The sequence below is a fragment of the Hydrogenophaga sp. UC242_53 genome (genome assembly GCF_042696965.1).
Taxonomy (GTDB): Bacteria; Pseudomonadota; Gammaproteobacteria; order Burkholderiales; family Burkholderiaceae_C; genus Hydrogenophaga.
Map to the genome: position 1 here is coordinate 177,772 of NZ_CP170552.1, position 23,365 is coordinate 201,136.

The 23,365-nt window shown below is 65.0% G+C and carries 17 protein-coding genes and 4 pseudogenes; 17 read left to right on the plus strand and 4 right to left on the minus strand.

Annotated elements, in window-relative coordinates; genetic code table 11:
- Positions 1 to 26: 26 nt before the first annotated feature.
- Both ACFJI0_RS00930 and ACFJI0_RS00935 read right to left on the minus strand, forming a co-directional pair.
- Positions 27 to 1,280 carry an NAD(P)/FAD-dependent oxidoreductase gene (locus ACFJI0_RS00930; protein ID WP_382323119.1) on the minus strand — a complete coding sequence of 418 codons (1,254 nt, stop codon included), beginning with the start codon at positions 1,278 to 1,280 and terminating at the stop codon, positions 27 to 29.
- Positions 1,277 to 1,594 (minus strand): non-heme iron oxygenase ferredoxin subunit, encoded by a 318-nt coding sequence (locus ACFJI0_RS00935; RefSeq protein WP_382323120.1) that lies wholly within the window; start codon positions 1,592 to 1,594, stop codon positions 1,277 to 1,279. Before ACFJI0_RS00935 ends, ACFJI0_RS00930 begins: the two co-directional genes overlap by 4 nt.
- Before the next feature lie 464 nt (positions 1,595 to 2,058).
- Here ACFJI0_RS00935 and ACFJI0_RS00940 point away from each other — a divergent pair, with 464 nt between their 5' ends.
- The 8 genes and pseudogenes from ACFJI0_RS00940 to ACFJI0_RS00975 all read left to right on the plus strand — a co-directional run.
- The gene (locus tag ACFJI0_RS00940; protein ID WP_382323121.1) at positions 2,059 to 4,440 is read left to right on the plus strand and encodes a xanthine dehydrogenase family protein molybdopterin-binding subunit; all 2,382 of its coding nucleotides are present in this window, start codon (positions 2,059 to 2,061) and stop codon (positions 4,438 to 4,440) included.
- Entirely contained in the window at positions 4,437 to 5,288 is an 852-nt protein-coding gene (locus tag ACFJI0_RS00945; protein WP_382323122.1) for an FAD binding domain-containing protein, read from the plus strand. The genes ACFJI0_RS00940 and ACFJI0_RS00945 overlap by 4 nt, the downstream gene beginning before the upstream one ends.
- Positions 5,289 to 5,353: 65 nt before the next feature.
- Complete coding sequence (locus ACFJI0_RS00950) at positions 5,354 to 6,511, plus strand: 2Fe-2S iron-sulfur cluster-binding protein (RefSeq protein WP_382325861.1); 1,158 nt, start codon at positions 5,354 to 5,356, stop codon at positions 6,509 to 6,511.
- 99 nt (positions 6,512 to 6,610) lie between these two features.
- Entirely contained in the window at positions 6,611 to 7,420 is an 810-nt protein-coding gene (locus ACFJI0_RS00955) for an alpha/beta fold hydrolase (protein WP_382323123.1), read from the plus strand.
- A gap of 83 nt (positions 7,421 to 7,503) precedes the next feature.
- Entirely contained in the window at positions 7,504 to 8,031 is a 528-nt protein-coding gene (locus tag ACFJI0_RS00960) for a MarR family winged helix-turn-helix transcriptional regulator (protein WP_382323124.1), read from the plus strand.
- Positions 8,032 to 8,122: 91 nt separating this feature from the next.
- Entirely contained in the window at positions 8,123 to 9,913 is a 1,791-nt protein-coding gene (locus tag ACFJI0_RS00965) for an acyl-CoA dehydrogenase (RefSeq protein WP_382323125.1), read from the plus strand.
- Between the two features lie 398 nt (positions 9,914 to 10,311).
- Positions 10,312 to 10,416 (plus strand): annotated as a pseudogene (locus tag ACFJI0_RS00970) (Asp/Glu racemase); the annotation flags it as partial.
- A gap of 71 nt (positions 10,417 to 10,487) precedes the next feature.
- Positions 10,488 to 10,697 (plus strand): annotated as a pseudogene (locus ACFJI0_RS00975) (N-carbamoylsarcosine amidase); the annotation flags it as partial.
- Between the two features lie 289 nt (positions 10,698 to 10,986).
- On the opposite strand, the gene ACFJI0_RS00980 reads toward ACFJI0_RS00975, so the two are convergent.
- Complete coding sequence (locus ACFJI0_RS00980; protein WP_382323126.1) at positions 10,987 to 12,036, minus strand: LysR family transcriptional regulator; 1,050 nt, start codon at positions 12,034 to 12,036, stop codon at positions 10,987 to 10,989.
- A gap of 104 nt (positions 12,037 to 12,140) precedes the next feature.
- Here ACFJI0_RS00980 and ACFJI0_RS00985 point away from each other — a divergent pair.
- The 5 genes and pseudogenes from ACFJI0_RS00985 to ACFJI0_RS01005 all read left to right on the plus strand — a co-directional run.
- Positions 12,141 to 12,701 (plus strand): annotated as a pseudogene (locus ACFJI0_RS00985) (CoA transferase); the annotation flags it as partial.
- Positions 12,702 to 12,735: 34 nt separating this feature from the next.
- Positions 12,736 to 13,254, plus strand: coding sequence for a CoA transferase (locus ACFJI0_RS00990; protein ID WP_382323127.1), 519 nt, complete (start codon positions 12,736 to 12,738; stop codon positions 13,252 to 13,254).
- A 14-nt stretch (positions 13,255 to 13,268) separates the two neighbouring features.
- Positions 13,269 to 14,537, plus strand: a complete 1,269-nt coding sequence (locus ACFJI0_RS00995; protein ID WP_382323128.1) for a DUF1254 domain-containing protein — start codon at positions 13,269 to 13,271, stop codon at positions 14,535 to 14,537.
- A 40-nt stretch (positions 14,538 to 14,577) separates the two neighbouring features.
- Positions 14,578 to 15,597, plus strand: coding sequence for a Bug family tripartite tricarboxylate transporter substrate binding protein (locus tag ACFJI0_RS01000; protein WP_382323129.1), 1,020 nt, complete (start codon positions 14,578 to 14,580; stop codon positions 15,595 to 15,597).
- A gap of 7 nt (positions 15,598 to 15,604) precedes the next feature.
- Entirely contained in the window at positions 15,605 to 17,347 is a 1,743-nt protein-coding gene (locus ACFJI0_RS01005) for a carboxylesterase/lipase family protein (RefSeq protein WP_382323130.1), read from the plus strand.
- A 22-nt stretch (positions 17,348 to 17,369) separates the two neighbouring features.
- Here ACFJI0_RS01005 and ACFJI0_RS01010 read toward each other — a convergent pair whose 3' ends face one another.
- Complete coding sequence (locus ACFJI0_RS01010) at positions 17,370 to 19,154, minus strand: helix-turn-helix domain-containing protein (RefSeq protein WP_382323131.1); 1,785 nt, start codon at positions 19,152 to 19,154, stop codon at positions 17,370 to 17,372.
- A 327-nt stretch (positions 19,155 to 19,481) separates the two neighbouring features.
- On the opposite strand from ACFJI0_RS01010, the gene ACFJI0_RS01015 reads away from it, so the two are divergent.
- The 4 genes and pseudogenes from ACFJI0_RS01015 to ACFJI0_RS01030 form a co-directional block, all read left to right on the plus strand.
- Positions 19,482 to 20,273 (plus strand): SDR family oxidoreductase, encoded by a 792-nt coding sequence (locus ACFJI0_RS01015; RefSeq protein WP_382323132.1) that lies wholly within the window; start codon positions 19,482 to 19,484, stop codon positions 20,271 to 20,273.
- Between the two features lie 26 nt (positions 20,274 to 20,299).
- Entirely contained in the window at positions 20,300 to 21,535 is a 1,236-nt protein-coding gene (locus ACFJI0_RS01020; RefSeq protein ID WP_382323133.1) for a branched-chain amino acid ABC transporter substrate-binding protein, read from the plus strand.
- A gap of 3 nt (positions 21,536 to 21,538) precedes the next feature.
- Complete coding sequence (locus ACFJI0_RS01025) at positions 21,539 to 22,480, plus strand: branched-chain amino acid ABC transporter permease (protein WP_382323134.1); 942 nt, start codon at positions 21,539 to 21,541, stop codon at positions 22,478 to 22,480.
- A gap of 104 nt (positions 22,481 to 22,584) precedes the next feature.
- Positions 22,585 to 23,316 (plus strand): annotated as a pseudogene (locus ACFJI0_RS01030) (branched-chain amino acid ABC transporter permease); the annotation flags it as partial.
- Between the last annotated feature and the right edge of the window lie 49 nt (positions 23,317 to 23,365).

A 23,365-nucleotide genomic window follows, 5' to 3' on the forward strand; every position in this document is an offset into this window, starting at 1 on the left:
GAAGCTCCTTAGCTCTTTTGAGTGGGTTAAACGGTCGCGCTGGCGCTGGATTGCATCTGCTTGGCCCATGCGCGCAGGTTGGTCTTTTGCTGTGAGAATTCTTCCCACTGCACGGGCCTTCCAAGTTCAAGAAGTGGGCGTATGGCCCTCAGATCTGTGCCGGCATTGATGGCCACTGCGTGTAGCGGTATCGAGCTTCGGTGACCGACCCACAGCACCTTGTCGTTTGCTGGATCGCCACGGCGCACATATTCGATACCGGGGAATGGTTGGCCGAGCACCTGGATGTTGTGCTGTCCTTGGTCGGTCCAGAACCACTGCACTGGGGGCGTGGGAATCGGGTTGCCCAGCATGGCGGCGGCCGCGGTGCGCGCTTGCTCGTTTGCGTTTTGCCAAGATTCCAGACGCGTTGGCACCGTTTGACCTGGGCGTTTTTGGCTGGTGCAGTCGCCGCACGCGAACACATGTTCGTTGCTGGTGCGGCAGGAGGCATCTACCAGAATCCCCCCGCCTGGCACTACCTCTAGGCCTGCTTCACGGGCCAGCGAGTCGTTGGGCGACAGGCCTACAGCCACGACAACCTCATCCACCTCAGGATCGCCGGCACCCGTGATCAAGCGAATGCGACCGCTAGGAAGCGCAGTGACGCCGCTGAGAGAGGTCCCAAGCAGGAGCCTTATCCCAGCATCCTCCATTCGGGCTTCCAGCCAAGTGGACGCATCGAGTGGCAGAAAGCGATCGAGGAGGGCGTTTGCGCGTTCGAGAAGCGTCACCGACGCGCCTGCCGCGTGCGCTGAGTGGGCAATCTCGAGGCCAAGGAAGCCGCCTCCCAAAATGGCAACTTGAGGTTTGGCTTGAAGAGAGGCACGCAGCCTGCGTGCGTCTTCCAAGGTTCGGATGTAATGCACGCGGGGATGTGAGGGCGGTACGAACGGGAGTGTTTGAGCCTCCCCTCCCGTTGCGAGTAGGCACCTCTCGTATTCGATCAACCGACCATCGGTTAGGCGAACATGCTGCTGTTTTAAGTCTACGGAGACAGCCTCGCAGCTGCTTAAAAACTCGATATCGCTGCGCGTCCACGCTTCTTCCGTGAGTACGTCCAGCCTAGGCTCCTCGACGGCGACCAGCACGGCCTTGGACAAGGGTGGTCGCTCATAAGGTTTGTGGCGTTCACGACCGAGCATCGTGAGGCGACCACCGTAGCCCTGCTCGCGAAGAGCGTGCGCTGCGACTGCCGCAGATTGACCTGCGCCCACGATAACAATGCCGGACGAAGTCATTTGCCTGCAGGCGACAACACGTAGATGTCGTCGCCTTCTCGCTTAACAGAGTGGATGCGCAGATCAACGGTGACCGGTGCGCACATAGCCTTGCCGGTGCGAATGTCGAAGCGGCCTTGATGCAAAGGGCATTCCACACAGCCGTCTTCCACGTAGCCCTCGGACAGCAACGCAGTGGCATGCGTACACATGCTGTCCGTCGCGAAGAACTCGTTGTCGATTCGGTACAGCGCGATGCCGTGGCCCGCAACATTGACGGTCTTCGCCTCATCGTTGCCCAGCTCTTGCGCTGAGGCGACCTTGATCCAATCCATGACTACATCCTGTGTTTTCAGTGCAAGTAAAAATACTCAGTGAACTGTCATATTAATGTGAATTTTTGATGTTTTCAAGTGCGGGTTTGTACTGTGATGCACTGCACCAAATTGAACTTCCAGGTTCTTCTTTGTGGTGCAAGATTTCCTGATTTTCATAGGTAAATCGCACCAAAATGGAGGTGGTTCATGCGACGGCGTGTGTATCAGCGTTTACCCGCTTCTCATGTCGATTCATCGGGCATATACTTATGCAAGTGAACTGTCATAAATGACGATTTTGCCTGTGAAGATCGTGCTGGAAGAGAAGCGATGTACGTGGCGCTCAGACCGCCTTTGTGTGGTGGTTCACTTCAAGAGGGTTCTCTCGATGCAACGTCGCGGAGATCCCGCAAAATGGTTCTGCAGGTGATCCATTCCGTGCAGGACAACACAAGGACCTTGGTCAAGGAAGAAGGAAGCGCATGGATCAAAAAGACATCCCGGCGAGGCTGTTGAAGCGGGAGGGCATTGGTGCCCGGGTGCCTCGCAAGGAAGATGCACGTCATCTGATGGGCAAGGGCAACTTCGTGGGTGACTTCGTGTTGCCTGGCATGCAGGAGGTGGCCTTCCTGCGTAGCCCTTTGGCGCATGCCACCATCACTGGTGTCGAGATTCCTGAAGAGCTTGCGGGCAAGGTGTTTTTGCGCGAGATGCTGTCGGACGCAGCAGACATCGGTTCCCCCTCTTCGATCCCCACATACCAATACTCGGCGTTGCCGCCCCTGGCATCGGGGCGTGTTCGACACGTCGGCGAAGCCATCGCAATGGCTGTGGCCCCCACCCGCGCTGTGGCGGAGGACTTACTGGAAGAAGTGCAGGTCTCGTACGAGGAGCTGCCCGTCTACCATGATGTGGATTCGGCCCTTGCCGCCACAGGGGAGTTCATGCACCCTGACTGGAAGGACAACCGGTTTCTCACGCTGCGTGCCAACCGCGACTTTGATGAGTTGGCAGCGAAGGCCGAGGTGAAGGTCAGCCGCACGGTGGAACTTTCGCGCCAGTGCATCGTGCCGCTGGAGGGTAAGTCGGTTCTGGCCTACTGGGATTTCCAGACCGATCAGCTCGTTGTGGTCAGCGCGACCCAGGTGCCGCACTTGCTGCGTGTGGGCATTGCCCAGCATCTCGCGATGAATGAAGAGGCGGTGCGCGTTGTGTCTCCCGATGTAGGGGGTGCTTTTGGCTATAAGGGGCAGCTCTATCCTGAGGATCTTTGCATCGCTTGGTTAGCCAAGACGTATCGCACACCATTCCGCTATCTCGAGGATCGTCGCGAGCATTTGATTGTTGGAGCCAATACGCGACAGCATCACTACCAGCTCACGGCCTATGCGGACAGGACCGGGAAGCTCCTTGCATTGGACGCCATCATCACCATTGATGGTGGGGCGTATTCCTACTATCCCTTCTTCGTCGGTCTGGAGCCGGGGCAGGCCATCGGCAACCTTCCTGGCCCGTATACCTTTCGGGGCTACCGGTGCGAGACCTTGTGTGTCGCGACCAACAAGCCGGGATTCATGGCTTATCGCGGCGTGGCGCGTACTGGAGTCTGTTTCGCGATTGAGCTGCTTATGGACGCGGTGGCGCGTGAAGTCGGTCGTGAGCCCTGGGAAGTCCGGATGGAGAACCTGGTCCCAGCGGCGGAGATGCCTTACGTCAACGTTGCAAATAAGCACTTTGACAGCGGCGACTTTCCTGCGAGCCTGCGACGTGCGTTGGAGATGATCGGGCTGGATGCCGTCCGCGAGCGCCAGGCGCGCGGTGAGCCCGACGGACGCCGCATCGGTTTCGGCACCGCCACCTACACAGAGCAGTCGGCACATGGCACCACGGTGTTCGCCAACTGGGGTTTGCCTGTGGTGCCCGGTTTTGATCAGGCGATGGTGAGGATGACGGCTGACGGCGGCCTTGAAGTGCGCGTCGGCGTGCACTCGCACGGGCAGGGCATGGAGACCAGTTTCGCGCAGATCGCCAACGACGTTCTCGGCATTCCGGTGGCCAGAATCCGTGTCGTGCATGGCGATACGGCGCTGACGCCGTTCTCCTCAGGAACTTACGCTTCCCGTGCAACGGTGATGTCGGGTGGGGCCATCTCGACCGCGTGCAAGGAGCTGCTGCCCCGCATTCAATCGATTGCCGCCTACCTCATGGGTGTTGACCCGGCAGCGGTGGCATTGATTGAAGGTCATGCCGTCGCTGGCGACAAGTCGATTCCCCTGTCCGAGGTAGGGCGGGTGTGGTATCTCACGCCCCAGGACCTGCCAGCGAACGTTCATCTTGGTGGGTTGGAAGTGTCCCGTGCGTACAAACCCAACGTCGACACTGGCACCTTCACGTACGCGACGCACGCCGTGGTGGTCGCCGTCGACACAGAGACGGGCGAGGTCGAAATTCTCGACTACGTCGTGGTCGAAGACTGCGGCACCATGGTCAACCCGATGATTGTGGAGGGGCAGACCATCGGAGGCATCGCGCAGGGCATCGGGACAGCGATGTACGAGGAGAGTCCGTACGACGACCAAGGCCAGCCTTTGGCCTCAACTCTTGCCGACTACATCTTGCCTGGCGCCACAGAGGTCCCACGCATCCGCATCGAACACTTCGAGACCCCTTCACCTCACACAGACTTCGGTGCCAAAGGGGTGGGCGAGGGCGGTGCGATCGCTCCTCCAGCGGTGATCTTCAATGCCGTGAACGACGCCTTGCGTGGTACAGGCGCCGATGAGGTGCTGATGACGCCGTTGACGCCCCGCCGCTTGCTCAAGGCCCTTGAAAACTCGACGCTAGGACAGGAGCGAGCACGATGAAAGCTCCCCAATTTGCATACACACGCGTGCTCGAAGTGAGCGACGCAGTTGCCGCGCTGGCAACGGGCGGAGGCACCGCGAAGGTCATGGGCGGAAGTCAATCCTTGGGCCCCATGCTCAACCTGAGATTGGCACGGCCCGCACAGGTGGTTGATGTCTCCAGTATTCCCGGTTTGCGCTCGGTACGTCGAAAGGCCGATTGGGTGGAGATCGGCGCTGCCGTCACGCACGCCGAGATAGAGGATGGAGTTCATGAGCCACTGGCGAAGCATCCCATGCGCGATATCGCAGGCGGGATAGCGTACCGGGCGATCCGCACTCGCGGTACTGTCGGCGGCAGTCTGGCGCACGCCGACCCGGCCGCCGACTGGGTGGTGACGCTCGCTGCACTCGGTGCGCGCATCTTGGCGAAGTCCCCGCGCGGTGAGCGCACGCTCGAGGCCGACGCGTTCATGCTCGGCGCGTACACGACGGTGCTTGCCTCCGATGAATTGATCGTCTCTGTCGCCGTGCCGTCAGAGACGACAACTTCGCATTGGGGCTACCACAAGGTGTGCCGCAAGCCGGGGGAGTTTGCAGAAGCCAGCTCAGCTGTCTATTTCGACGCATCGCAAGGGCGCGCGCGCATCGTTCTAGGCGCTGCTGATGGCCCTCCCATCCTGCTTGACGGGCTTGCTGAAGAAATCGCGGCCAAGGGTGCCAGCGCTGCGGGACGTGAGCAATTGCGAGCGGCAGTGCGCACCGCCCTGCCTGAGCGAGATGCCATCGATCTGAAGCTTTTTACGGCCTGCGTCGAGCGCGCCCTCGCGCAATCCGGCGTTTTTGCCGATTCCAAATCAGCGGAGTAAGAGTCTTGCACCCGATTTCTATTCAAGTAAATGGCCGCAACTACCGCCGGGAGGCCGAGCCCAGGATGCATCTTGGCGACTTCCTGCGCGACGACCTGCGACTGACCGGAACCCATCTCGGTTGTGAGCACGGCGTCTGCGGCGCGTGCACGGTGCTCGTTGACGGCCAGCCCACGCGTTCGTGCATCACGTTCGCCGTAGCGTGTGAAGGCCGGGAGGTCACGACCATCGAAGGTTACGACGACGACGCCGTCATGCAGCTTCTTCGACCGGCATTCACGCGTCATCACGCGCTGCAGTGCGGCTTCTGCACACCTGGGATGCTGACCACGGCGCGCGATATCGTGCTGCGTCTACCCGAGGCTGACGAAGCGCAGGTACGTTTGGAGCTCGCCGGAAACTTGTGCCGTTGCACTGGATATCAAGGAATTGTGGATGCGATTCTGGACGTTCTTCAACAGCAGCGCGACGCACCCGATGCGAGAGTTGAGACGTTGAGACAGGCATTGCGCGCGCCGCGAACGGTTGCAGTGAAGGCTCTCACGGCCACGGTACCCACCGGCGCGGCTCCTCGTCCAACTGGCAAAGCGCCTGTCGTTGAGGCTGCCGCTCTCGCGGAAATGGCGGAAGTCGATCCGGTTGCAATGGCCAAGGCGAAGGCCAAAGGCAACGCAATCGAGGTCTATTTTGATGTGCCCTATCCCTTGGACCGCGTGTGGGAGTTCATGGGTGATCTCCCCGCAGTGGCTTCTTGCTTGCCTGGCGCAACCATCGATTCGCACGAAGGCGAGAAGGTCAAGGGCAACATCTCGGTCAAGTTCGGTCCGATGTCGGCCGCTTTCGTCGGTGCTGCAAGGCTGGAGCGTGATGACGCCGCCAAGCGTGCTGTCCTTCGTGGTGCGGGCCAGGACAGCCTCAGCAAGTCTCGAACTCAGGGGGACATCACCTATCGACTTGAGGCTCTGTCGGCTGACAACACCCGGGTCCACGTGGACATGATTTATGCGCTGCAAGGGCCGTTGGCTCAATTTTCTCGCTCGGGACTTGTCAAGGACTTCGTGCGGCGCATGGTGGCGGACTTTGGCAAGCAGATCACCCGCAGGTTGGGTGGCGAAACCGTGCTTGCCAACGAGCCACAGCCAACGGTCTCGGTCGTGGAAATGATGTGGAGCGTGCTCTGGAATCGAATCCGTGGGTGGTTTGGAAAGCCGCCCAAAGTCTAGTTCGGCGCACCTTGGGTGCGATAAGTCGTCCTTGTTCAATGTGACCCAACGTGGCCTGGAAGCCAGGCGTCGGTATGGGTGGAGCACCCCGGAGTCTCGATGAGTTCTTTTCTGTATGGCTATCACGTGCGCGCCAATGGAGTGCGTCTGCACCTCCTGCGGTTTGGAGGGCACGGCCCTCGTCTGCTTCTCTTGCCCGGCATCACGAGCCCAGCGATTACCTGGGGATTTGTCGCCGAGCGGCTGGCTCGACACTATGACGTGCACGTCCTTGACTTCAGGGGACGAGGCTTGTCTTTCAGCGCGCCTGGCATGGACGCAAGCCTCGATGCGATGGCGGCTGACGTACTCGATTTGATGGAAGTTTTGGACTGGTCATCCGTATCGGTGCTGGGGCACTCCATGGGTGCGCGCGTTGCGATTCGCGCTGCGGCGCGCGACCCAAGGCGCATGGGTGAGCTGTTACTCATCGATCCTCCGATGTCGGGTCCAGGCCGTCGGCCTTACCCGGTGCCGCTGTCTTGGTATGTGGAATCTATCCAGTTGGCCATCAAGGGGGTCACAGCGGAGGATCTTCGACCCTACGCTCCGAGCTGGACAGAGGAGCAACTGCAACTGCGGGCCGAATGGCTTCACACGTGTAGCGAGGAAGCGATCGTCCAGGCACACGCGGGGTTTCACGAAGATGACATACACGCCGATCTGCCCAAGCTGAAGACGCCCGGACTTTTCATGTCGGCAGGAAAAGGGGGTGTCGTGCTCCCGGCAGATTTGACTGAGATTGAACTACTTGCGCCAGGCCTGAGGCAGTGCACAGCCTTCAGCGCTGGCCACATGATCCCTTGGGACGACGAAGCGGACTTCTATCGTCTGCTGGGCGAGTACTTGAAGGTCGACTTGCTGCAATAGATCTTCAAATGCTGCTTGAGCTCTAGCCTCCATGGATGGAGTCGATAAACTCGCGAGCACACTCTATCTGCAATCTTGAAATAATGACAAAGCGCTCTCCTGCTCAGAAAAAGACTGTCGTTTCCACAGTGGCGTCAAAACCGCAGGCGCCAGAGATTTTTAGCCCGCTGCGCCAAGAGATGTGGCGCCGCCCGGGCTTCTTGATTCGTCGGTTGACTCAGATTGGGCAGTCCATTTTCTTTGAACTGTGCAAATCTGAGAGCATCACGCCGCTTCAGGTCGGCATGCTGACGGCGCTTTCGATGAATCCTTGGCTTGATCAGAAGGCGATTGGCCGAGAGCTTTCGTTGGACCGGACGACGACAGCTGAAGTGCTTAAGCGGCTGTGCGACAAAGGGCTGGTGGAAACCAGGGTAAATCCAGACGATCGTCGATCAAGACTCTCTGTCATTACGAAAGAGGGGCTAAAGCTGATAAACGACTTGCAAGAAAGCATTTACCGCTCTCAAGAACTACTGGTCGAACCGCTATCTCCAGAGGATCGCGTCGTTTTTATGAAGCTGCTAGCTCAGCTAGTGGATGCACATGAAAAGATGGGCAAACTTAGTTAAGCCCCAATCTTTTGGCAGATGGGACATCTGCTGATGTGTCGGATCTGCTTCCTCACACTGTTGTATGGAGCTGCTCTAAGAGCAGATTTTGATGAGCTACACCGCCCCCCTCAAGGACATGCTGTTCGACATCGAGCACCTGGCCCGCATCGATCAGGTGGCGCAGATGCCCGGCTTTGAAGAAGCCGGACTGGAAACCGCGCAGGCTGTGCTGGAGGAGTGCGCCAAGCTCAACGAAGGCGTGATCGCGCCGCTGAACTTCGAGGGCGACAAGGACCCCTCGTCGTTCAAGGATGGTGTGGTGACCACCACGCCCGGTTTCAAGGACGCCTTCAAGCAGTACGCCGAAGGCGGCTGGCAGGGCCTTCAGCACCCGGTGGACTTTGGCGGCCAGGGCCTGCCCAAGACCATCGGTGCGGCCTGCGGTGAAATCCTCAACAGCGCCAACATGAGCTTCGCGCTGTGCCCGCTGTTGACCGACGGTGCGATCGAGGCCCTGCTCACGGCGGGCTCCGACGACCTCAAGGCGACCTACCTTGAAAAACTGGTGAGCGGGCAATGGACCGGCACCATGAACCTGACCGAGCCGCAGGCCGGCTCCGACCTGGCCGCCGTGCGCAGCCGCGCCGAGCCGCAACCCGACGGCACCTACAAGGTGTTCGGCACCAAGATCTTCATCACCTACGGTGAGCACGACATGGCCGAGAACATCGTGCATCTCGTGCTCGCGCGGGTGACCGGTGCACCTGAAGGCGTGAAGGGCATCAGCCTGTTCGTGGTGCCCAAGTTCATGGTCAACAAGGACGGCTCGCTCGGCGCGCGCAACGACGTGCACTGCGTGAGCATCGAGCACAAGATGGGCATCAAGGCCAGCCCCACTGCCGTGCTGCAGTACGGCGACCACGGTGGGGCCGTGGGCTACCTCGTGGGCCAGGAGAACCGGGGCCTGGAGTACATGTTCATCATGATGAACGCCGCGCGCTACGCCGTGGGCGTGCAGGGCATCGCGATTGCCGAGCGTGCCTACCAGAAGGCCGTGGGCTACGCGAAGGACCGCGTGCAGAGCCGCCCGGTCGATGGTTCGATGAGTGCGGCCGCGCCCATCATCCACCACCCGGACGTCAAGCGCATGCTCATGACCATGCGCGCGTCCACCGAAGGCTGCCGCGCCATGGCCAGTGTGGCCGCTGCGGCGTACGACGCCGCCCATCACCACCCCGATGCCGAGGTGCGCAAGCAGAACGCGGCTTTCTACGAATTCCTCGTGCCGCTGGTCAAGGGCTACAGCACCGAGATGAGCCTGGAAGTCACCAGCCTGGGCGTGCAGGTGCACGGGGGCATGGGCTTCATCGAGGAGACCGGCGCGGCGCAGTACTACCGAGATGCCAAGATTCTCACCATCTACGAAGGCACGACGGCGATCCAGGCCAACGACCTCGTGGGCCGCAAGACCGCGCGCGACGGCGGCACCGGAGCCAAGGCCATCGCGGCCCAGATCGAGAAGACCGAAGCCGATCTGGCCCAACGCAGCAGCCCCAACGCCAAGGCCGTGCACCAGCGCCTGAAGGCTGCGCGCGAGGCCTTCGTGGACGTGGTCGAGTTCATCGCCGCCAACACGCGCGCCAACCCCAATGCGGCTTTTGCCGGCAGCGTGCCCTACCTCATGCTCGCGGGCAACCTCGTGGCGGGCTGGCAGATGGCTCGCGCGCTGATGGTGGCCGAGGACCTGTTGGCCCAAGGCACGGACGCGGCCTTCATGCAGGCCAAGATCACCACCGCGCGCTTCTACGCCGACCACCTTCTCAGCCGCGCCCCGGGCGTGCGCATCAGTGTTATTGAAGGCGCAGAGAGCGTGAATGCACTGTCATTCGATATGTACTGATAGAAAGGTCATGCATTGCATCTCGGGCGCGCGATGCGGCGTATGTGTTGTGGGGGTGCGGACGAAAACTTGGACTATCAGGGGGCAGTTCATGTATTTGTACGAAGGGCGCATGCGCGCAGCCCGGCTCTCGAAGCGAAGCGGCCTTCGTCGAGGCGATTGAGACGGTGGCTGGTGACGCAGTCTCGAACACCTGGCGCTTCACCGATAAGCAAGGGACGCTAGCCAAACTAGGCTCAGCTACTTGAGGGCCGTGGCATCGGCAGCCACTGATGCTGCGGCCCTTCTGTGAAGTTTTCGACAATATTTTCCGGGTTGCACTGTTGGCTTGAGTGCTGTGCGCCAGGTGTTTTCGACTATGGTCGATGCCACCCGTCAAGTGTCGCTTCTGCTGTTGTCTTGGCGAAGCAACAGTCAGCAACCAGGGTGCCGCACCAGTTGTCACCAGTGCTGGCGCCTTGGTGGACGCGCTCAAGGTCATGCGTAACTGCAGCGTGGCGCTCGACGATGTTCATGTCGTTCGGGAAGGCAAAGTGGTTGAAGAACTGCACTCAGCATCGAGAAAGGTTGCAGCATGAGTTCCGCGTCCAACGTGCAGCCTCACGACGCGGATGACGTCGCCGTGTATGCCCGGCAGGGGCTGGGCGCGAGCCTGGGCCTGCAGGCTCCCTTCGGGTTGCTCATCGTCGATTTTGTGAATGGCTTCGCCGACCCTGCGCAGCTCGGCGGCGGCAACATTGCACCTGCGGTCGAGGCTATCCACACCGTGAGCGTCCTTGCTCACACAACGGGTGGGTCAGTATTCGATGGAAATCTCGGGTCAGAGATCAGTGGAATTCAACAGCGCGCCGGCTGTATGCCTACGTGGAAGACACGAACACCGCCTCCCAGCGGCTTTGCGAGAAGCTCGGGATGCGACAGGAGGGACTTTTCAGGGAGTTCATCTCTTTCAGGAACGATGACAGCGGGGCTCCGATTTATGAGAACACCCTGCAGTACGCCCTTCTTCGCAGCGAGTGGTTGCAGGGTCATGGCCCGACTTCACCGCTGGGCACCGCTGGTGGGGGGGCAGCTCACGCGCGCGCGCTGACCTGGCGGATGGCGTCGGCGAAGGTCTGCACGAGCGGGGATGGGCCTTCAGCGGCCCGTCGCGTGTACAGGCCCAGCGACGGCAGCGGCACTGGCGGTTTGACGGGCAGGCGAACGATTCCGCCGCGTGAGAGCTCGTCTCGTGCCTGCTCAAAGCGCACGGCGCCGAGCAATGAACCATCCAGGCGCAGAACGCTGCCGAGGGTGACGGACGAGAGCACCTCGATGGAGGGCTCCGGTGGCTTCAAGCCCGCGTTGAGGAACGCGGTCATCAAGGCCTGGCGCACCAGCGTGTCTCTCGGTGGGGCGATCCACGCCTGCCCGTGAACATCGATCCAGTTCAAACGCCGGGCGCGCGAGAGTTGGTGCCCTTCTGCGCACAGCACGCAAAGTTCGTCCTTCAGCAGCAGTTCTGGCTGCAACAGCGAGAGCTGGTCGCTGGTGAGCAGTTCGGGGGTGATGGCACCGAACACGCCATCGAGCTCGCCGTTCAGCAGGCGCTGAATCATGTCGCGCACCCGCCCTTCCTGCACCTGCACCCTGGCCAGGGGCAGGCGCCGGCGCAGCTCGGCGACCGCCTGAGGCACGGTGGCCGTGACCGAGAGGGTGCCCAGTCGCAGCAAGCCATCGGCCCCGGTTCGCAGGGCATCCACTTCGTCCTTGCTGCGCGCGAGTTCACCCAGCATGACCCGGGCCCGGTAAACCGCTGCGCTGCCCGCCGCGTTGACCACCAGCCCTTGCGCCGTGCGCTCGAACAGGCGGGCATCGAAGCCGGCTTCGATCTCGCCCAGCATCTTGCTCAGCGCCGGCTGGCTCAGGTTCAGTCGCGTGGCGGCAGCCCGCATCGTTCCGGCATCGGCCAGGGCAACCAGCAGTTCCAGGTGCCGCATGCGCAGACGCCTGACCAAGTAGTCGGAGGGGAAGGGCAAGGGGCGCTCCAGGAAAAAGCCGCGAATGAACGTGATCACCGATGGTGATCGCGTCATCAGGATTATGGATTTTTCAGGAATGGCGAGGCCGACTATCGTTGCCACCCATGTCCTATCCCCGAGAAAACGCTTCCCCAGCATCCGCCTCACCCCTGGCCGGGATCACGGTCATTGACCTGGGCCAGTACATCGCCGGCCCCGGCGCCACGATGGCGCTGGCCGAACTGGGCGCCACGGTGATCAAGATCGAGCCGCTGACGGGCGATCAGGCCCGCCATGTGGGTCGCTATGGCGAGGCCATGGTCCGGGCCTACAACCGGGGCAAGCGCTCCATCGCGCTGGATCTCAAGAGCGAATCCGGCCGCGAGATCGCGTGGCGGCTCATCGCGCAATGCGACGTCGTCGTGCAAAACCTGCGACCGGGCGCGGTCGACAAGCTGGGCCTGGGGCCCGCCCAGGTGCGGGCCCGACACCCTCGCGTGATCTACCTGTCCATCTCCGGCTTTGGCGGTGGTGGGCCTTCGAGCGAACGCTCCGGTTACGACATCGCGGCCCAGGCAGAAAGCGGACTCATGTTCGTCACCGGTGAGGCCGATCGCCCACCGCAGAAGGTGGGTGTGCCGATCGTCGATGCCGCCGCCGCGGACCTGGGGGCGCAGGCCATCCTGGCCGCCCTGTACGGGCGCGAATGCAGTGGCGTGGGCGAGACGCTGGAGGTGTCCCTGCTGGAGACGGCACTGCACTTGCAGGCCGCCACCTGGTGCGACTACCTGGGGGGCGGCCCCGAGCCCACGCGCATCGGGCATGGGCAACCCCACAACGCGCCAGCGGCCGAGGTCGTGGCGCAACGCTGGATGCGCCAGCATCGTGCTGTCGGCTTACGCCGAAGACCACTGGAAGCGCTTCTGCCGCGCCGTCGGCCGGGAAGCGCTGGTGCACGACCCGCGCTTCTGCAGCAACGCCCAGCGGGTCGCCCACCGGGCCGAACTGCGCCAGGTTCTGGACGAGTGCCTCTCGGCCTACACGAGCGAGGCCGCTGTCGCGTTGCTCAGCCAGCACCAGATCGTGGCCGGCGCGGTGCGCCGCTACCGCGATGTGCTGACCAACGCGGACGTGATCGCCAGCGGGATCCTGGTGGAAGCCGCGTCGGACGACGGCGGCGGCTACCGGGCGCTGGGTTTGCCCTACCGCCTGGGCGATGGGCGCCGGCCCGCGCCAGCCGCTGCGCCCGCGTGCGGCGCGGACGGCGCCGAACTGCTCGCCGGCCTGGGCTACTCGCCCGATGAGGTTGCGGCGCTGCGCGAAGCCGGTGTGGTGGCATGAACATGAGCCACGCCATGCCCAAGCCCTCGACGTCGACCCCACCGCAAGCCGCTCGCGACGCGGTGCTGCAGACCTTGCCGCTGTTCGAGATGATGCGCATGCGCGCCGCCACCACGGCCCGGCGCCATCCCGTGCTGGGCTTCGCGAGCGAGGACCGCGCGTCCCGCGTGCGCTGGGTCAACCAGTTCACCCACACCCATCGCCGCATCGGCCCCGAAGACCGTGAGGTCGTCAGCCCCAACAACGACACCGTGTTCAGCAACGCATGGCTGGATCTTTCCCAAGGGCCGGTGCTCATCGACACGCCCGACATGGGGGAGCGGTACTGGACGCTGGGCCTGCTGGACGCATGGACCAACCCGTTTGCGTACGTGGGCCGCCGCACCACCGGCAACCGCCGCCAGCGCACGCTCGTGCATGGGCCCGCCTGGCACGGCCGGGTGCCCGATGGCGTGGACAACGTGATCGCCTCGCCGGGCGACGACGTCTGGGTGATCGGACGCATCCTGGTCGACGACAGTCCGGGCAACCTGGCCCAGGCCGGCGAGTTGCAGCGCGGCATCTCCATCCACCGCGTGGACGGCGGCACGGCCGCCCTGCGGGTGGACACGCGGCTGGACGGCAGCGCGGTGGACACGCCCTCGGCGGCCCTCTACCGCGCCACCGTCGACGACGCCTTGGCGCGCAACCCCGTGCCGACGGGCGAACACCTGCGTTGGCCGGTGGACGACGGCGCGCTGGCGGATGCGCTGCCGTGGGTGTTTGGGGCGCTGCGCCAGAAAGTCCAGCCGCACGCGCTGGGAGGTGGTTGGGCCTTGCCGGTCGCGGTGCGCACGCACTGGGGCCAGGACGTGGCGATGCGCGCGCGCGTCGCGCGCAATTTCATCGGTGCGCTGGGCATCGAGGAGGCGATGTACCCGACGGCCGAGGTAGACGCCGACGGCGAGCCGCTGAACGGATCGAATGCTTACGAGTTGCACTTTCCACCCGGCGCCACGCCGGAGGTGGACGCCTTCTGGTCGCTCACGCTGTACCGGCGAAGCGACTGCCTGCTGGCGCGCAATGCCGCCCAGCGCTATTCGGTGGGCGACCGCCTGCCGGGCCTGGTGACCGGGGCGGGCGGGCGCCTGACGATCCGCATTCAAGCCGACGATCCGGGCCCCGGGCACAACTGGTTGCCCGCGCCATCGGGCGAAGGGTTCTACGTCGTGCTTCGGCTCTACCAGCCACGGCGCAGACACCTCGAGTTCCAGTTTCCCTACCCCCCCCTGCGCCGCCTGTAGCACGGCAGCGCCTTCGACACAACCACAACAGGAGACAGACATGAACATGCGCCACCGACCTTCGAACAGCCTCCCGCCAACGGGCCCCGGGCGCCGCAGCGTGCTCGTCACGCTGGCCGCCGGCCTGGCCGCCGTCGCCGGCCTGCCTGCCCACGCGCAGGCGGACTGGCCCACGCGGCCGGTCAAGCTGATCTCGCCTTACGGTGCCGGAGGGGCCAGCGACCTCTCTGCCCGCGTGCTGGGCGAGTACCTCGCCAAGGTCCTGGGCCAGCAGATCGTGGTCGAGAACAAGGCCGGGGCGGGCACGCGGGTGGCAACCGAGTTCGTGGCGCGCGCGCCCGCCGATGGCTACACCGTGCTCTACGTGGCCGCGCCCTACGCCACGGCCGAAGCGCTGTACGGACACGGCCTGAGCTACCAGCGCGAACAGCTGCGCCCCCTCGCCATGGCGATGCATGCGCCTTTGTTCCTGATCGTCAACGCGCAGACGCCGATCAAGTCGGTGCGCGATCTCGTGGAGTTCTCCAAGACGCGCCCGGGGGGCATCAACATCGGTTCACCCGGGGCCGGGTCGCAGCCCCACCTGGCCGCCGAACTCCTGCTGCGCGAGGCCGGCATGGAAGGCATCAACGTGCACATGCGGGGTGACGCGCCGGCGTACTCGGAACTGCTCGGCGGGCGCGTGGATGCCACCCTGACGGCCATCAGCTCGGCGCTGCCGCACATCGAGGCGGGCAAGCTGCGCGTGATCGGCGTGGCGTCCGAAGCCCGCAGCGCTCTGTACCCGTCGGCGCCCACCATCCGCGAACAAGGTTTTCCCAGCGTGGTCGCCTCCGGGTGGTACGGGTTCATGGTGCCCGCGGCGACACCCAGGGAGGTGGTGACACGGCTGCAATCCGCTGTGCTGCGCGCGCTCGACGACGCGGCGATCAAGCAGAAGCTGCTCGACATCGGCCTGGAGGCCAGCGGCGCCCCAGGGCCCGAGTTCGCCCGGTTCATCGACGACCAGACGCGCAAGTGGACCGACGTGATCCGCAAGGCCCACATCAAGGTCGAGTGAGCCTGCGATGAAAACCATCACGACCTGCTGCGCACTGGCGATCGGTGCGCTGATGATGCTCAACGCCTGCACCCACGCGCCCACCGGGCCCACGGGCCTGCAGCGAACCACCACCTTCGGCCCGGTGGTCGGTGCCAACGACAGCGCGGTCAGCGGCGTCCACAGCTGGAAAGGCGTGCCCTTTGCAGCCCCGCCTGTGGGGGTGCGCCGCTGGCAGGCCCCCGCCGACCCGACCGCGTGGACCGAGCCGCGCGCAGCGACCGCCTTCGCTCCGGCGTGCGCGCAGACAGGGCGGCTGTACGGGCCGGGCCTGAACAACCGGTACGACGCCACCATTGGCAGCACGCTGGGCCAGACGCTGGGTTCGGAAGATTGCCTCTACCTCAACATCTGGGCCCCGGCCGCGCCGCCGAACGCGCCCCGGCCCGTCATCGTCTGGGTGCATGGCGGCAGCAACATCACGGGCTACACCGCCGACCCGGTGTACGACGGCGCCACGCTGGCGAAGACCACCGGCTCGGTCGTGGTGTCGGTGGCCTACCGGCTCGGCATCTTCGGCTTTCTCGAACTCGCGGCGCTGAAGACCGGCGCCGCTGCACCCGACTCGGGCAACTTCGCCTTGCTCGATATCGTGAAGTCACTCGAGTTCGTGCAGGGCAACATCGGCGCCTTCGGCGGTGACCCGGGCCGGGTCACGCTGATGGGCGAGTCCGCCGGGGCCGTCAACGTGTATGCGCTGCTCACCTCGCCCATGGTGGTGGCCCGGCCCGCGCCCCTGTTCCACCGGCTGGTGGCCCTCAGTGGCGGCATTTCATCGGCCGCCACGCTGCCACCGGGCTCGCTCTCGACCATTCAGCCCCGCAGCGTCTGGGCCACGCGGGGCAACGCCTTGCTGACCCACGCCCTGGTCGCCGACGGCACCGCCGCCGACCCGGCCGCTGCCCAGGCGCACATCGCTTCGCGCACCCCGCAGCAGCTGGCCGCCCACCTGCGCGGGATGTCGGCGGACGCGCTGTTGACCACGGTGCGCACGCGCCTGGCGCCGCTGGGGCTGGCCGCGGCCAACCCGATTCCCGACGGGCACGTGGTGCCGGACAACCCCATCGCCGCCATCCGCGCGGGCCGGTACGTCCAGGTGCCGGTGCTGGCGGGCAACACGCGCGATGAAAGCAAGCTCTTTCCCAGCCTGCTGGCGATGCGACCCGCGCTGGGTGGCACCAGCGGCCGCCTGCTCGACGACGCGGCGGTGTTCAAGCTGGCCCATGGCTACCAGCCGGACGCCCCGCCCGCCAGCCGCATCGAGGACTGGGTACCGCCGCAGTACCTGCCGGTCGATGCGCCGAACACGGGCCTGAATGCGCGCATCTCCGAACTCGACCGAATCTGGTTCTTCGCTTTCCGCGACGACGTGCTCAACGCGCTCAAGTCCCGCCAGCCCGAGGTGTGGCACTACCGGTTCGATTGGGACGAATTGCCGCCACCCTTCGACAAGGTCTACGGCGCGGCCCACAGCTTTGACTTGCCCTTCATCTTCGGCAACTTCGGGCCTTCGCTCTACTCGAATATCTCGTTCAGTGAAGCGAACAAGGCCGACAGGCTGGCCCTGTCGGACCGGATGATGCAAAGCCTGGGCCGCTTCGCGCACGACGCAGACCCTCACGCCCCCGGCCTGGGCTCCGCCTGGCCAGCCTGGCCGCATTCGCTGGTCTTCGACTCACGCATAAGCACGGCAAGGTCGGCCGCCGAGTGACGTCGCCGGTGCGGCCTGCGGTTCAGGACCGCAGGCTCCAGAGGCGCAGGGCCACGTGGATCTCAAGCGCCCGGGACGCCTGGCCCAGGTGGCCCAGCAGCCCTTCGATGGTGGTGAGTCGCTGGCGCACCGTGTTGACGTGGATGTTGAGCCGCTGCGCCGCGGTCCTGGCGTTCTGGTTGCAGTCGAAGAAACACAGCAGGGTGGTGGTGAGTGCCGTGTTGCGCTTGCGGTCGTGCTGGATCAGCGGGCCGATGCTCGCTTCCAGGAACTGCTCCAGGCTGCTGGCGTCGTGCGTTTCGAACAGCGTGGAATACAGGGCCAACTCGTTCTGGCTGATGAGTTGCTCCTGCAGACCCAGGCGGCGCAGCACGCCCATCGACCGCCTGATCGTCGCGAACACCGAAGGCAGTTCGGCCGAGGACGCCATGGGCCGCGAGATCACGCCGAGGTAGGCCTTTCCCACTTCCCGGTGGATCCACTGCGACAGCGCCTGCCGCAGCTCCAGCGCGCGCGTGGTGCTGCACAGCACGACCACGATGCCATCGATGTCGTCGATCAGGCAGGGCTTGCTCTCCGGGGTCTGAAGCAGGCGCCGGGCGACGAAACCGGCGCTCGGCCCGTTGAGCTCGATCATCATGAGCGAGAGCGGCTGCGTGAGATCCAGGCCGAACCGCTCGGCCCGGTTTCGCAGCACGGCCAGCTCGTCTTGCCTCGGCGAGACCAGGGCGCGCATCAAGGCCGACATGTCGCGGTGGTTGCTGGCCTCCTGGCGTTCCTGCGACAGCAGCACGATGCCGATCACGCTCGAACTGCGCTCGAACGTGCGCTCGGCCACCTCCTCCAGTGGATTCTGGTGAAACAGCACGAGGGCGCCCAGCGCATCGTCGCCCCCGATCACCGGCATGGCGCGGCAGATTTCCCCGTCGGCTTCGTAGGCCTGGGCGGAACGCCCGGACTGGCGCGCCTGACGCAGGGCGCGTGCCAGGTCGGCGCTGTGTTTGCCGTGGGGCTGGTAGCGCTGCGCGGCGGTGCCGGCATAACCCTCGGCCACGCCCTGGCTGATGACCTGGTTGAGCTCGTCCAGCACCAGCAGGCTGCCGCCCAGCAGGCCGGCCACCGCCTGGCACAAGGTGGCCAGCGAGGCGCCGCGCGCCAGCAGCAGGGTGATTTCCTCGTGCGCGTCGGCGGCCGCCTGGACACCCCGCACATGGCGCTCCAGCTCCGAGCGGGCCTCGTCCGCTTTGCCCAACGCCATGTTGATGCGCTCGAAATCGCGCGCGTTCTTCAGGGCCAGCGCGCCGTGGGTCGCCAGGGTGCGCAGGATGGCGATGTTCTGCGTGGTGTGCACCCGGGGGTAGCGGTCCGCCGCGAACAGCAGACCGATCACGCCGTCCTGCCAGATCACCGGCACGCCCACCAGCGCGCAGACGCCCTCGGCACGAAAGATGTCGTCGAAGCGCGGGTCGTGGCTGAAGCGCGTGTCGTGCAGGTAGTCCGGCGTGGTGAAGGGGGTGCGGGTGGCCATCACCACGCTCGCCACGCCTTTGTCGCTGCGGATGTTCATCGCCACGGAGTTGCGGGTGAGTCCGCCGTCGGAGGCCAGCGCCTGGAACACACCCCGGGCTTCGTCCAGCTCGGAAATCCAGGCCATGTCCGAGCCCAGCAGGTGGCGTGTCCGCGCCACGATGGCGGCCAGCAGGTTGCTCAGTTCGAGCCGCTCGGACAGGTCCTGGGCCGACTCCATCAACGCCACCATGCCCTGCTCGCGCTGCTGCAGCACCTCCATCCGGTTGCGCACGGCCATGCGCAATGCGCACGGTTTCGACCAGGCTGGCCTTGTCGGGGCGGCCCGCCGGCAAGGCTTCGACCCGGGCCAGCTGCTGCGCGAAGTCTTCGGCGGGCGCGGCCCGGTGCAGCAATTCAATGAGCGTGTTCGCGATCAGGGGTGTGGGTTCCAAGGCGCCTCCTGCGTCGAAGGCCGAGGGTATCAGAGCCCGATGGGGCTTGAGCGCGCGATGTATGTCCTCTCACCACATAAACAGGGCGTTGTTTGTGTGCGGTTCGCACATGGTTGGTCGCGGGTCGATTGCGGACACTGCCCCCAGTTCTTTGTTTGTCCACCGACGCTCCCATGGCCCTCCACGACGCCCTTCGCCCCGTTCCAGACCTTCGCGTGCTGGTCACCGCCGGTGCCAGTGGCATCGGTGCCGCCGTTGCGCTGGCCTTTCACGCCGCAGGGGCGCAGGTGCACGTCTGCGACATCGATCGCGCCGCGCTGGACCGCCTGCTGACCCAGGCGCCCGGTCTCACCGGGACGCCGGCCGATGCGTCGGTCGCGGGCGACGTGGACACCGTGTTCGAGGGCGTTCGCAGCCACCTGGGCGGGCTGGACGTGCTGGTCAACAACGCGGGCATCGCCGGCCCCACTGCGGCCATCGAGGACATCGATGCCGGGGCCTGGCAGCGGACCTTGGCGGTCAACCTGGACAGCCAGTTCCATTTCGCGCGCCGCGCGGTGCCCATGCTCAAGGCCTCGGGTGCGAACCCGGGGCTGATCGCCATGGGCTCGGTGGCGGGCCGCCTGGGCTACGCCTACCGCACGCCTTACGCAGCCAGCAAGTGGGCCATCGTGGGCCTGACCCGGTCGCTGGCGATCGAACTCGGGCCGCAGGGTGTGCGGGTCAACGCGATCCTCCCTGGCGTGGTCGAAGGCGCGCGCATGGACGGCGTGATCGCCGCGCGCGCCACGGCGCTCGGCATCAGCCCCGAAGCGATGCGCCAGCAGTACCTGGACAAGATTTCCCTGCGCCGCATGGTCACCGCCGACGACGTCGCGGCGACGGCGCTGTTCCTGAGTTCGCCGGGCGCGCGCAACCTGACGGGTCAGGTCATCAGCGTGGACGGCAACGTCGAGTACCTCTAACCCCCCACCACAACAGGAGACAAGCCATGACCCCATTTCGCCTCGCCGCCCTCTCGGCCGCTCTGCTGACGGCCTCGGCCGCGCACGCCGACCCGGTCAAGATCGGACTGCTGGAAACGCTCTCGGGTCCACAGGCATCGACCGGACAAACCTTCCGGGCCGGTGTCCGCTATTCCATCGACAAGATGAACGCCGCCGGTGGTTGGAACGGCCAGCCCGTGCAACTGATCGAGTACGACAACCAGGGTGGGCCCACGGGCGCGTCGGACAAGCTCAAGGCCGCCATTGCCGAGGGCGTCCAGATCGTCGTGCAAGGCGCCTCGTCCGCGATCGGCGGGCAGATCACCGAGGACGTGCGCAAGCACAACCTGCGCAACCCGGGCAAGGAAATCGTCTACATCAACGTCGGCGCCGAAGCCCTGGAGCTGACCGGTGAAAAGTGCAATTTCCACCATTTCCGCGTGGCCCCCAACGCGCAGGTGCGCACCAAGGTGCTGGTCAAGGGCATGAAAGAGGCCAATGCGCTGGGCAAGAAGGTCTACGCCATCAACCAGAACTACTCCTGGGGCCAGGACATGGAGGCCGCCATCGTCGAGAACGCGGGCGCGGGTGGCTACCAGGTGGTGGAGAAGACCCTGCACGACACCAACAAGATCCAGGACTTCGCGCCCTACATCGCCAAGATCGGCAGCTCGGGCGCCGAGACGGTGCTCACCGGCAACTGGTCCAACGATCTGCTGCTGATGATGAAGGCGGCCAAGGGCGCCGGCCTCAAGGCCGCGTTCGGCACGGTGTTCCTCGATCAGCCGGGCAACATCAGCAACGCGGGCGACACGGCGCTGGGGCACTTCATCGTGCATGCCTTCAACGGCGAGGCGGGCGGCGCCGACGGAGCGAACTTCGTGGCCGACTACACGGCCAAGATGGGCCGCTCGCCCGTGTTCGTCGAACCCCAGACCGTGTTCGGCATGGACATGGTGGCCGATGCACTGAAGCGCACCAGGCCGGACGGCGGCAAGCTCAACGTGAACGCCTTCGCCCGCGCGATGGAAACGGCGCGCATGAAGACCCCGATGGGCGAGGCCAGCATGCGCGCCGCCGACCACCAGATCCTGCTGCCGCTGGTGGTGTCGACCGTGACCAGGGACGCGCGCTTCAAGGTGGACGGAACGGACATGGGGTTCAAGCCCGTCAAGCTGTTCACCGCCGAAGAAGCCGCCATGCCGGTCCAGCCCAGCTGCAAGATGCAGCGCCCCTCCTGAGCCATGGACACCCTGCTGTTCTCGCTGCTCAACGGCGTCATCTACGGACTGCTGCTGTTCATGGTGTCGGCAGGGCTGACGCTGGTGTTCGGCATGATGGGGGTGCTGAACTTCGCCCACGCATCGTTCTACATGCTCGGCGCCTACTTCGCCTACACCCTGCAGGGGCTGCTGGGCTTCGGCCCTGCGGTGGTGGCGGCGACGTTGCTGGCCGGTGGCGTCGGCGCGGTGGTGGAGCGCTTTTTCCTGCGGCGCGTCCACCACCATCGCCACGCCCATGAGCTGCTGCTCACCTTCGGGCTGTCCTTCATCGTGGCCGAGACGATCAAGCTGCTGTTCGGCAACTTCCCGGTCAACTACCAGGTACCCGCGTTGCTCGATGGCCCGGCCTTCTCGCTGGGCGGGCAGCAGTACCCCATGTACCGGCTGCTGATGGGCGGCGTGGCCCTGGTGATGTTCGCGCTGCTCTTCCTGCTGCTCACGCGCACCCGCGTCGGCATCATCGTGCGCTCGGCGATCTACCGGCCGCGCATGGTCGAGGCCCTGGGTCACAACGTGCAGTTCGTGTTCATGGGTGTCTTCGGCGTGGGCGCGGCGCTGGCGGGGCTGGCCGGCGCCATTGCCGGCGCGTTCTACACCACCAGCCCGAACATGGCGCTGGAGATCGGCGTGATGGTGTTCGTGGTGGTGGTGGTCGGCGGCCTGGGGTCGCTGGGAGGCGCGATGCTGGCCTCGCTGTTGATCGGCCTGCTCACGTCGCTGGCGGTGGGCATCGACCGCAGCCTGGCCGACCTGCTTGCCGTCGTGGGCGCACGGGCATGGGCCGAAGGGGTGGGCGGCCTGCTCACGCTCAAGCTGTCCAGCCTGGCCTCCACCCTGCCCTTTGCCCTGATGTTGCTCGTCCTGCTGCTGCGGCCGCAGGGCTTGATGGGCGACAAGACCTGATCCTTCCCATGCGCACCTCAACCTCCCTCCTCCTGGGCGGCGTGGCCCTGCTCGCGGCGTTGCCGGCCCTGCTGTCGGCAGGGCTGCTCAATGCCGCCGTGCAGATGCTGATCGCCGCCTTGTTCGCCAGCGCCTACAGCCTGCTGGCGGGTCGCGCCGGCATGCTCTCTTTCGGGCACGCGGCCTACTTCGGCGTGGGTGCCTTTGCCACCGTCCACGCGATGAACGCGCTGGGTGGCGCGGGCCTGCTGCCCACGCCGCTGATGCCGCTCGTGGGCGCCGGCGCGGGCCTCGCGTTCGGTGTTGCGGCGGGGTGGTTCGCCACCCAGCGCAGCGGCACCGCCTTTGCGATGATCACCCTGGCCATCGCGGAGTTGCTGCACTCGCTGGCCCCGCAGCTCAAGGGCCTGTTCGGCGGTGAGTCGGGCATCTCCGCGATGCGGATGCCGGCCTGGGGTTTCTCCTTCGGCTCGACCACCCAGGTGTACTACCTCACGCTGGCCTGGGTGCTGATCTCGCTGCTGCTCCTGCACTTTCACACGCTCACACCGGCCGGCCGCCTGACACTGGGCCTGCGCGAGAACAGCCACCGCCTGCGCTTCCTGGGCTATGACGTGCACCGCCTCAGCGTGTCGGCCTTCGCCATCTCCGGCCTGTTCTCCGGGGTGGCGGGCGCACTGCAGGTGCTGGCGAACGAAGCGGCCAACTACGTCGTCTTCGACCCCAGCGTGTCGGCCAGCGTGGTGCTCAACAGCTACATCGGTGGTGTCGGCGTGTTCCTGGGTCCGGCGCTGGGTGCGGCGCTCATGAGCTTCTTCGGCTATGCCGTGTCGGACAACACCCAGGCGTGGCTGCTCTACCAGGGCGTGCTCTTCGTGCTGGTGA